This is a genomic window from Acinetobacter sp. (genome assembly GCF_036666595.1).
In the GTDB taxonomy this organism is placed as follows: domain Bacteria; phylum Pseudomonadota; class Gammaproteobacteria; order Pseudomonadales; family Moraxellaceae; genus Acinetobacter.
Genome location: NZ_JAVWVO010000009.1, coordinates 138,007 through 148,704, shown reverse-complemented (window position 1 = coordinate 148,704; position 10,698 = coordinate 138,007). Strand labels below are relative to the sequence as shown.

Annotated in this window: 9 protein-coding genes; 3 read left to right on the top strand and 6 right to left on the bottom strand. The window is 42.4% G+C overall.

The genetic code is table 11. The features are described from left to right. The first annotated feature begins 562 nt into the window (after positions 1 to 562). Positions 563 to 1,720, top strand: coding sequence for a PQQ-dependent sugar dehydrogenase (locus RR876_RS12685; RefSeq protein ID WP_332477658.1), 1,158 nt, complete (start codon positions 563 to 565; stop codon positions 1,718 to 1,720). A gap of 34 nt (positions 1,721 to 1,754) precedes the next feature. On the opposite strand, the gene RR876_RS12680 is transcribed toward RR876_RS12685, so the two are convergent. Then, on the bottom strand, positions 1,755 to 2,789 hold the full coding sequence (locus RR876_RS12680; RefSeq protein WP_332477659.1) for a TauD/TfdA family dioxygenase: 1,035 nt from the start codon (positions 2,787 to 2,789) through the stop codon (positions 1,755 to 1,757). 234 nt (positions 2,790 to 3,023) lie between these two features. On the opposite strand from RR876_RS12680, the gene RR876_RS12675 reads away from it, so the two are divergent. Then, positions 3,024 to 3,419 carry a tautomerase family protein gene (locus RR876_RS12675; RefSeq protein WP_332477660.1) on the top strand — a complete coding sequence of 132 codons (396 nt, stop codon included), beginning with the start codon at positions 3,024 to 3,026 and terminating at the stop codon, positions 3,417 to 3,419. 227 nt (positions 3,420 to 3,646) lie between these two features. Here the strand turns inward: RR876_RS12675 and RR876_RS12670 are convergent, their stop codons facing one another. The 5 genes from RR876_RS12670 to ribF form a co-directional block, all read right to left on the bottom strand. After that, positions 3,647 to 4,189 carry an NAD(P)H-dependent oxidoreductase gene (locus RR876_RS12670; protein WP_332477661.1) on the bottom strand — a complete coding sequence of 181 codons (543 nt, stop codon included), beginning with the start codon at positions 4,187 to 4,189 and terminating at the stop codon, positions 3,647 to 3,649. Positions 4,190 to 4,343: 154 nt separating this feature from the next. Beyond that, complete coding sequence (locus tag RR876_RS12665; RefSeq protein WP_004684162.1) at positions 4,344 to 4,826, bottom strand: peptidylprolyl isomerase; 483 nt, start codon at positions 4,824 to 4,826, stop codon at positions 4,344 to 4,346. After that, entirely contained in the window at positions 4,819 to 5,358 is a 540-nt protein-coding gene (gene lspA / locus RR876_RS12660) for a signal peptidase II (RefSeq protein ID WP_279737339.1), read from the bottom strand. Before lspA ends, RR876_RS12665 begins: the two co-directional genes overlap by 8 nt. Further along, positions 5,351 to 8,194 carry an isoleucine--tRNA ligase gene (gene ileS / locus RR876_RS12655; protein WP_332477662.1) on the bottom strand — a complete coding sequence of 948 codons (2,844 nt, stop codon included), beginning with the start codon at positions 8,192 to 8,194 and terminating at the stop codon, positions 5,351 to 5,353. Before ileS ends, lspA begins: the two co-directional genes overlap by 8 nt. A gap of 64 nt (positions 8,195 to 8,258) precedes the next feature. Then, on the bottom strand, positions 8,259 to 9,260 hold the full coding sequence (ribF, locus tag RR876_RS12650) for a bifunctional riboflavin kinase/FAD synthetase (RefSeq protein ID WP_332477663.1): 1,002 nt from the start codon (positions 9,258 to 9,260) through the stop codon (positions 8,259 to 8,261). 206 nt (positions 9,261 to 9,466) lie between these two features. Between ribF and RR876_RS12645 the strand changes: the two genes are divergently transcribed. After that, positions 9,467 to 10,603, top strand: a complete 1,137-nt coding sequence (locus RR876_RS12645) for a TDT family transporter (protein ID WP_332477664.1) — start codon at positions 9,467 to 9,469, stop codon at positions 10,601 to 10,603. Positions 10,604 to 10,698 lie beyond the last annotated feature (95 nt).

Genomic DNA, 10,698 nt, shown 5'->3' with positions numbered 1-10,698 from the left:
CTGAGGGGGATTTTTTATGTGCGGAAGATTAAAAATATAAAAAATAGAGAAAATTAGCTTAAAATTTAATAGGTTTAGTTTTTATCATTGGAATTTGATGGTTTCTTATCCACGAAAAGAAATTTTAATTAACTATTAGAATGTATTTTGAGCAATTGAACAGCTATTCCATTTATATCCGTTGGAAAAGAATGACTATAGTTAACTCGTGCTCATACAAAATATGTCAAAACAAGGTTTAATTTAAGTTTTAATATGTTCAATAAAAAAAGAAACCCCGACATCCTGTCGAGGCTTCTTTGTATTTCAGTGCTTAGATACAACTCCTGTCATATCTCACGTCCTGATGCTCAAACTGATTATTGTTGTTTTAAGTTTGGGGAACATCCTGTTTCCTGATGTATTTAATATATGTTGTAAACTGTTTTAAGGCTAGTGGTCACTTTCCTCAGTATTTGTAAGCTTTAACTTACATAGATTCATCTTGTTACCAAAGCGGATAACGTTATGCTTATGATCTCTCTACAATGAATGGTAATCGTGCATTTGAATGGATAAGGCAATGCTGAGCAAAAAAGCGTTTTGTTTGTTGATGACAGTGAGTGCATTTTTGGGCTTAATGGCATGTCATACCCAAAGTCAGACAGAGTCAGCAGCACAGGAACAACAGGACCGTTCCGCTTCTTTAGGCACATCTATGCACCCAAAGCGTATCGCTGAATTTAATGAGCCATGGGCGTTAGCGGTATTGCCCGATGGACGTTTATTAATTACACAAAGATCTGGACAGTTGATTTTATTCAATCCTGTAGATCAGACAAAGACCCTCATTAGCAATATACCTAAAGTGGCTTATGGTGGTCAGGGCGGATTAGGTGATATTGTTTTACATCCTCAGTTTGCACAAGACCATCAAATTTATCTCAGCTATGCAGAAGCAGGGCAAGATGGTTATGGTGCAGTTGTGATTCGTGCTGATTTGAATTTAGATCAAGCGCGGCCACAATTAGACAACCTTAAAACGATATGGAAACAAGTACCTAAGGTGCATGGACAGGGACACTATGCTCATCGGATGTTATTTGATGGCGCAGGCAAATTATGGATTAGTTCAGGAGAACGGCAAAAATTTGATCCTGCACAAGATTTAACATCGAATCTTGGGAAAATGATCCGCTTGAATGATGATGGTTCGGTTGCCTCAGATAATCCATTTCAGATGCAGGGTGATGTCGCAAAACAAATATGGAGTTTGGGGCATCGTAATCCTTTAGGAATGGCTTTGGATGCCAAAAAACAACTTTGGGTGGTGGAGATGGGGCCCAAAGGTGGGGATGAGCTCAATTTAATTCAAAAGGCTAAAAACTATGGTTATCCAATCGTTTCGAATGGTGATCATTATAGTGGTTTGAATATCCCTGACCACGCTACACGACCTGAGTTTGAAGCGCCGAAATTAGGCTGGACCCCTGTGATTTCTCCATCGAGTTTGATTTTTTATACGGGACATATGTTTCCAAAGTGGCAGGATAAAGCCATCATTGGCGGGCTTTCATCTAAAGCGTTGATTATTGTAGACACCACAGTACAGCCAGTAAAAGAAATTCAAAGGATAGATATGAAACAACGTATCCGTGGTGTACAACAAGCGAAAGATGGCAGTATTTGGGTGATTGAGGATGGGAAACATGCTGATTTAATTCAGCTGCTTTCACATTAATCACCCGAACAGAGTGTTGCTAAGAAAGATGGTCTTAAAGCGCAGCATGTTGATCGGCATTAAAGACATTGGCTTGGATTTGCATCAGTTTTCGTTGTCCTTGTTTGCCATTCATCCGCCAATGGGCAATTTTAATATTATCGACCAAGGCGACATCCCCTTTTTGCCACTGGAGCAAGAGTGCATCGTGATATAAGGCTTCAAAGAAGTGCTGTTTTTCCTGATCGGTCCATTCAATTTTTTCACCTTCATGGGTAAAAAGCTCCCATGACAGTTGCATGCAATTAGCCGAGGGGTCTGGTTGAAGCTTTCCTCGCTTCTTAAAGCTTTTTTGTGCAGCTTGATGGGCAAAAGCGTTGGTATTGTTTGCAAAAGCCCACGGCTGGATCATCAATTTTTGAGTGTTCGGGTGTATGACAACTAAAGGTGAGCGTTTTAAGGTAAGTTTGCTTTCTTTATTTGATTTTTTCTGGAAACCAAATGAGCTTTTATTGAAGGTCAGTCGATCAAATAGATTAAGTTTACGTGTTGAAATATAAGAAAAATGGTTCCATGCACCTAAGTATTTTTGTTGTATGCTAACTGGAAAATGGGCCCAAATTCTTTCGAGGTTATTAAACCCTGTTTCGAGCACATGGTTCGCAGGTTCTTGGCAAAACAAGGCAATATAACGTGAGCGAGTCGAGTGTAGGCCACCTTCGACATGAGGACCTTGAATTGAGTTTTCAACAGAGCCTAATTGCACAGTATTGTGGTTGAGATAATCTCTATCATCACCTGCACGATTTTCGCTATATTTACGCATGAAAGAGGTAAACCAACCTGATTTTTTAGGTGTAAATATATGCCAAGGTTCAAGCTGAAAATGATGTTCGATCAATTCATGAAATTCATAGTGACGTTGTAATTTAAAGCCGCGAAATAATAAGATGCCGTACTGATGCAACTCTTGCATAAGTTCCGTACGATGGACTCTAACGTAGGCGGCTAGAGCATCTACATCTGTATATTCGGAGTCAGCGACATAAATTTTGCAATAATCATTTAAAAGTATGGTGTTTAGTTGCATGTGAATGGTCTCTATTTTTGTTTTTTTAATTTATTGTATTGGACTGAAGCATTTTGGTTGAAGCCGCAGATGTTCAGTGGGCGAGAGTATAAAGTGTAGTTCGAGCGCCAGATGTAATATTTTGTGGTGCTGAAGAACATACCGACAAACGGTGAAGAGGATGATGGTTTATGCATCATAAAAGTATGATTATATAAACCGTTCAAAGCATTGAAAATAATAACGGAGTGGGGAATGCCTAGTACACAAATTCATGTTCGGAAAAAATATAGTGTTGATGAAGAGCAAGCCATAATGGAGGCGGTTCATAGCACTTTATCTACGGTTTTTGCACTTCCTCAATATGATCGTAATATTCGTTTGGTCGTACATGAACCAGACCACTTTGCTTGTCCTCTTCATTTAACACAACCGGTTTCTTTTACTTGGATTGAAATTGATTGCTTCGTAGGAAGGTCGATAGAAACCAAGCGAAAACTTTATCAGAAATTGATACATCATTTAGCACAGTTCGGTATCCCCAAAGACCATGTCTCTATCTTAATTCGAGAGTCTCAGCTAGAAAATTGGGGAATACGTGGTGGTAAGTCAGCCTCTGATGTTGACTTGGGTTTTGATGTGAAAATTTGAAGACAATTAAAAAGCCCCCGACATCCTGTCGAGGGCTTTTTAAATTCTTTCAAGCGGTATAACTCCTGTCCTACCGATCAGCATCCTGCTGTGTATGTTGTTATTTTTGTTTTTAATCTGAGACATCCTGTCTCTGTATGATTTAACTATAGCGTCGATGCTGTTTATTGAAAAGCCGCCAAATACTCAAGTTACTGTAAGCAATAGCGTACAGAAGAATCTCATGCTTATGTACTGACATATTTAATGAGTTTATCAATTGCGGCTTTTAGATTCTTCTCATCAAAAGGATTCGATTCAAAGTCTTCGGTTTTATTGCGTGAAAAAATATCTCGAATTTCAATCACCGCATTGGTATCGACCAGGCCGAGTTGAGTACCGACTTGGCGAATTTGATCGATGGAACGTGAGCCATTGGTCCCGCCATAACTGATATAGGCTGCAGGTTTCCCTTGCCATTCTTTGCCTAAGTAATCCAAAGCATTTTTAAGTGCAGGGCTATAACCATGATTGTATTCGGGGCTAATGAAAATAAAGGCATCGCCTTGCGCAATGTGGTCAGCCCATGCTTGTTGTTTGGGTTGATCATAAATGCCCGTCATAGGAGGATTGGCACCTGAAAAAATTGGCAAATCCCACTCTTTTAAGTCGACTAACTCGAGTTGGACCGTATTGAGTTCTAGTTGTTCAAAGCCTTTTTGCACCCATCGCGCAACTTTAATAGCAGTCCGACCTTCGCGCACACTACCTATAATGACCTGAATTTTCATGAAAAATCCTTGGGAAATAAATGTGATTACGCTACGGTAGTATGAAAAATAGGCTTTGCATAGATTGAATGTGTATCTGATCGACAAATGTTTGAGGCATTAAAAAAGCCCCTGAAGGGGCTTTGGCTAACACACAGATGGTCGACCTGTTGCTTTACATAATTTTGATACCTTGTTGGCCAGCAGGCGTTACTTTGAAGATTTCAACTTCAAAAGTAATATCTTTACCTGCCAATGGATGGTTAAAGTCGACTTCGGTGATGTCATCACCTACAGTTTTAACCACGCCATAAAGACTTTGTTTGGCTTTGTCTTCAAATTCAATCATGTGTCCTTCAATAGGACGCTGTTCAAATTTGACCGTATCAAACTGTTGTACATTTTCAGGATTCCACGGACCAAAAGCATCTTCTGGTGGTAGGCTTACAGTACGACGGTCGCCAGCACGTAAACCGAACAGTGCTTTTTCAAAACCAGGGAGTAAGCTGCCATCACCCATCACCAAGCTCACAGGCTCTTCACGGCTACGTGTGTTATCAATTTCTACGCCATTTTCAATGCAAACAGAAAAATGTAACTCTACTTTTGAACCTTCGCTTACGCGAGTTTCTTCATTGGGATTAATAAAATCAGTCATTGTTTACTTCGGCACGTTGGATACGGTTTTTTTCGAGAAAAAAGGTATCGATCAACAAAAGGATCGTTCCTAGCGTAATCGCACTATCTGCAATATTAAACGCAGGGAAGTGGCTGTTTTGATAGTACACATGAATAAAATCAACCACATAGCCTAAGCTTACACGGTCAATTAAATTCCCTATAGCACCACCTAAAATAAGAGCAATCGCGATGGGCAGCACTTTCACGGTTTTGGGCATACGCATCAGCCAAAACAGGAAAATGACAGATACAATACCTGCAAGAGAGGTAAAGAAATAGCGTTGCCAGCCGCCCGCATCGGACAAGAAACTAAAGGCTGCGCCATAGTTATGCAATAAAGTCCAATTTAAAAAGGGCAGGACTGGTACGGGATCTGCATAATTCAGATGGGTACTGGCAATCCATTTGGTCCATTGATCTAAGACAATCGCTAGAATAGCCAAACCTACCCACACTAAATTGTGCGGATAGAATTGGAATAAGCCCTTTTTCTGTTGAGGGTTAGGCATACTTTCTCTCTTCGCCTTGGCCTGTAGGAAGGTTGATAATACAACGACCACATAGACCTGGATGTGTAACATGTGTATTCACATCTGGCAGAACATGCCAGCAGCGTACACATTTTTCACCATCAGCCGCCGAGACTTGAACATTCAGACCCGCCAGATCAGAGGCTTCACCTTGAGTTGCATCAAATGCATTGACCAAGACTTGTGAAGTGATCATAACAAAGCGAAGTTCATCATCTAAACGATCCAGTACGTCTTTGAGTTCTGCATCTGCCCACAGTTCAACTTTGGCAGAGAGATTTGAACCCACAATTTTCGCGGTACGCGCAGTTTCGATGAACTTGTTCACCGCAGACTTCACTGCAATCAGGGTTTGCCAATCGGCTTCAGACAACAAGTTTGCTTTTGAAGCCACAGGAATGTCATACCATTCCGCAGTGAACACATATTTCTCAGTTTGTTCTGGAATCAGTGGCCATGCTTCTTGAGCAGTAAAGCTTAAGATTGGTGACATCCAACGTACAAAGGCTTGAACCAAATGATACAGCGCAGTTTGAGCTGAATGGCGCGCTTGTGAATCGGCTTTGGTGGTGTACTGACGGTCTTTGATGATGTCGAGGTAGAAACCACCCAAGTCATTGATACAGAAGTTGGTCAGCGCATTTGCTACGATATGGAAGTTCATATCTTCATAGGCTTGCTGAATGGTTTTCTGTACGTCCGCTGCACGTTGCAAGATGTATTGATCGAGTGCGATCAATTGATCTACAGGAAGTGCATCCGTCGATGGTTTAAACCCATTCAAGTTCGCCAACAAGAAGCGCAAAGTATTACGAATACGGCGGTAGCCATCTGATGCACGGTTAAAGATTTCTTTACCAGCAGTCATTTCATAACGGTAATCGGCCGATGCAATCCAGAAACGTAAGCCGTCTGCACCCATGTCTTTAATGATGTCTTGCGGAGTGATGATGTTGCCCAAAGATTTTGACATCTTACGGCCTTTTTCATCCACCACGAAGCCATGGGTCAGTAAGCCTTTGTACGGCGCACGTTCATTGATCGCAATCGAGGTGAGCAATGAAGACTGGAACCAACCACGGTGTTGGTCTGAACCTTCAAGGTATAAATCAGCAGGATCGGTGAGTTCTTCGCGTTCACGCAGCACGGCATAGTGCGTTGTGCCTGAGTCGAACCACACGTCTAAAGTGTCACGCACACAGTTGTACTGTTCCGCTTCATCACCAATAAAGTCTTTCGCTTCACGGTTATACCAAGCATCAATGCCTTCTTGTTCGATCAATTTCGCGACTTCTTCGATCAACTCAGCTGTGCGCGGATGGAGTTCGTTGGTGTCTTTATGTACGAAGAATGGGATTGGCACACCCCAAGTACGTTGACGTGAAATACACCAGTCTGGACGACCTTCGATCATGGCTTGGATACGATTTTTACCCCAATCAGGCACAAAGCTAATCTCGTTTTCAATCGCATTTAAAGCATTCTGACGAAGACCTTGCGCATCCATGCTGATAAACCACTGTGGGGTCGCACGGAAGATAATCGGTGTTTTATGGCGCCAGCAGTGTGGGTAGCTGTGTTTGATCGGTTGATGTGCCCATAAGCGACCAACTGCACCCAAAGCTTCAATAATCTTTGGATTGGCTTTGTAGATGTGCTCGCCTGCAAAAATGGGTGAAGTTGGTAAATACACACCATTACCGCCCACTGGGTTTTCAACTTTTAAGTTGTACTGTAAACCAACTTTATAGTCGTCCACACCATGGCCAGGTGCCGTATGTACCGCCCCCGTACCGCTGGTTGCAATCACGTGTTCACCTAAAATCACAGGCACTTGGCGATCGGTCAGTAACGGGTGTTGTAATAATAAGTTTTCAATTGCTGAGCCGTTAAAATCAGCTAGAACCACAGGGTTTTCAAGCTTATAACGCTCAACTGCCGACTCAACCAAGTCTTTGGCTAAAATAAAGTTTTGCACGCCACGGTCGGTGCTGACTTGAACCAGTTGATAGTCAATTTCAGCATGGACGGCAACTGCTTGGTTTGCAGGCAAAGTCCAAGGTGTGGTGGTCCAAATTACGATGTCTGTTGCGGCTTCTACGTTGATATTTAAACGTGCGCTTAAGTCTTTTAAGTCGATAACCGTAAAACCAACGTCAATCGCGTCAGATTTTTTATCTTCATATTCCACTTCAGCTTCAGCCAAAGCTGAACCACAGTCTAAACACCAGTTCACAGGTTTAAGACCTGGTTCGATATGACCTGCTTTTGCAATCGCGCCGACAGAGCGCACAATGTCTGCTTCCTGCTTGAAGTTCATGGTCAGGTAAGGGTTGTCCCAGTCACCAAACACACCCATACGTACAAAGTCTTTCTTTTGCAGTTCAACTTGGGTGTAAGCATATTCACGGCAGGCTTTACGGAAAGTAGAAGCATCCACCTTCACGCCCACTTTACCGACTTTCTCTTCTACTTTCAGTTCAATCGGAAGGCCGTGACAGTCCCAACCCGGTACATAAGGGGCATCGAAGCCGTCGAGAATACGACTTTTAATAATAATATCTTTTAAAACTTTATTGACCGCATGGCCCAAGTGAATTTGGCCATTTGCATAAGGAGGGCCATCATGCAGGACATATTTTTTCTTGCCAATACGCGACGCACGAATCTGCTGATAAATGTTGTCGGCATACCACTCTTCTAACCATTTTGCTTCACGCACCGCAAGGTTTGCTTTCATGGCAAATTCGGTACCTGGGAGGTTGAGTGTGGCTTTATAATCCACTGCATTTTCAGTAGTTTGCTTATCGCTCATGCAAGATGTCTTCCAATTTAATCAGCGGCTCGGCTGACGCGTTTTACATAAAATTGATTGGTATTTAAAAGGGAAATGTGGGGGTGTTTTGGCGGAACTCAAGCAGTTTCACCACATCATCATCAATTCCCGCTTTTAGTGCTTCCAGCGAAGGGTAGTTCTTTTCACCATGTAAATAGTTTAAGAAAGTGACCCGCATTAACAAGCCATACAGATTAGCAGAAACATCAGGGAAATGTACTTCTAATCGCCATTCTGGCTGTGCTTGTTGAATGGCTGGACGTGTTCCGACATGACCCGCACCAAAAAGCGCTGAATGGTCATATCCTGCAACCCCTAATCGATTAGGGTGGTCTGCTTTCACTTTGTCGCGTAAAGACGTGGTTTCACAGATCACATCTACACCATAAATGCCGTTTAAACAGGGTTTATGACGGTTTAAACGTACGTTAATGGTTGGAAAATCAAGGGTTCGGCCAATTTGGTCGCCATATTGTACGCGACCCGTAATGCTATAAGGGCGCCCTAATAACTGAGCAGCCAGCGCCAAGTCCCCTGCGGCCAGTGTTTGGCGAATTCGAGTTGAACTGACGCGTTCACCTTCTGAGAGGATGGTTTCTAGATTGTGGACTTGAAAACCATAGTTTTCGAGAAATTCGCTGTTGCCTTGGCGGTTTTTACCAAAGTGAAAGTCATCGCCTAAAACCAAACTTTGGGCATTAAGTTTTTCTTTTAAAATATCGGCAAATTGTTCTGCACTTAAACTGCGGAAGCTGTTGTCAAATTTCGCGACCGCAATATAGTCCACACCCAGCTCAGTTAAATATTCGACTTTCTCACGCAATGATGAAATACGCGGTGGAGCATCATAACCTTTAAAGAATTCAAGTGGTTGAGGTTCAAAAATCATCACCACAGTTTTTAGATTTTGTTGTTTTGCAACGGCTTTGAGCTGATGAATCATGGCTTGATGACCCAAATGCACCCCGTCAAAATTACCGATAGTGACAGCGGTTTTTTCTAATTGGGTATTTGAGGGCAAAGCATTTAGACGGAGCAGCTTCATGGGCAAATCAAGTGCTTGGAATTAAGAACGGCTTATATATTGCCATATTCTTGGGCATTCGTCTTGTGGTTGTTTTTTGACAACGCAAAATTTAGTGCAAAGTATATTCATATCAATTTTATTGATTTATTTAATATAAATTAATCAATTTTTCTTATTTATAAATTTGATTAGTATAAATGTAGATTTTAAATGAGGCCGAACTCATGCAAAAACCATTTACACAACTTGGACAGCGCCACAATATCATTCGTCAGTTCACCCCCAACTGGTTCACTGTCAGTATGGGAACAGGTGTTGTGGCGTTAATTGTATCAGAGTTTCCGATGTTAAAGGCACTCACATGGCAACTCGGCACAGGGCTGTGGTATTTCAATATTTTACTGTTTGTACTTTTTAGTGTGCTATATGGCTTACGTTGGGCATTTTATCCGCACGAAGCCAAACAGATTTTTCAACATCCAAGTATGAGCCTATTTTTAGGGACGATCCCGATGGCGCTGGCCACCATCCTCAATGGCTTTTTAAAGTATGGTCAGCCTATTTATGGCGACACAGCTGTACAGATTGCGCAAACGCTCTGGTATGCCGATGTGGTCTTGGCGCTCTTGGTGGCGTGGGCAGTTCCTTTTGCTATGTATCGACATCAGGAGCATGCTTTACAGCAGATGACTGCGGTGTGGTTATTGCCGATCGTGGCCTGTGAAGTTGCCGCTAGCAGTGGTGGTTTATTGCTGGGGCATTTGGCAACTGATACTCATGCAGTTGCGATTCTATTGGGCAGTTATGTGTTGTGGGGTGTTTCAGTATTACCCGCCTTTGCTATTTTAACGATTTTAATGTTGCGTTTGGTCTTACATAAACTGCCTGAAAAAGAGTTGGCGGTCAGCAGTTGGTTGGCTTTGGGTCCGATAGGCACTGCTGCTTTGGCGTTATTGGTTTTAGGGCATCAGGCACCGACGCTGATGGCGAGTTTGGGCTTAGCACAACTGGGTCAGTTATTTCAGCAGGCGGGGATTTTAGCCAGTTTAATTCTGCTGGGTTTTGGACTGTGGTGGTTGGGAATTGCGGTGCTGACGACTTTGCACCATGCCAAACAGGACTTACCGTTTAATTTGGGCTGGTGGGGACTGACCTTCCCATTGGGCGTATATACACTCGCAATCTTAACCTTAGCCCAGCAACTCAATTTGGCCTTCCTGTATGCCGTTGGCTATGCTTTTGCAGCCATACTAATGTTGTTATGGGGTTTGGTCGCAACCAAGACGGCACAGGGGTTTTATCAAGGTCATTTGTTCTTTTCGCCGTGCTTAAAAACCTATTTAGAACAGCAGTATAAATGAAGTCAGAATTCATTTTAGTTCAAAGCGTCATCTGGCCTTATACACTGTGTTTTAGCAGAGACCAGAGGCGCTTTTCTTTCGGATCGATTTGTTTT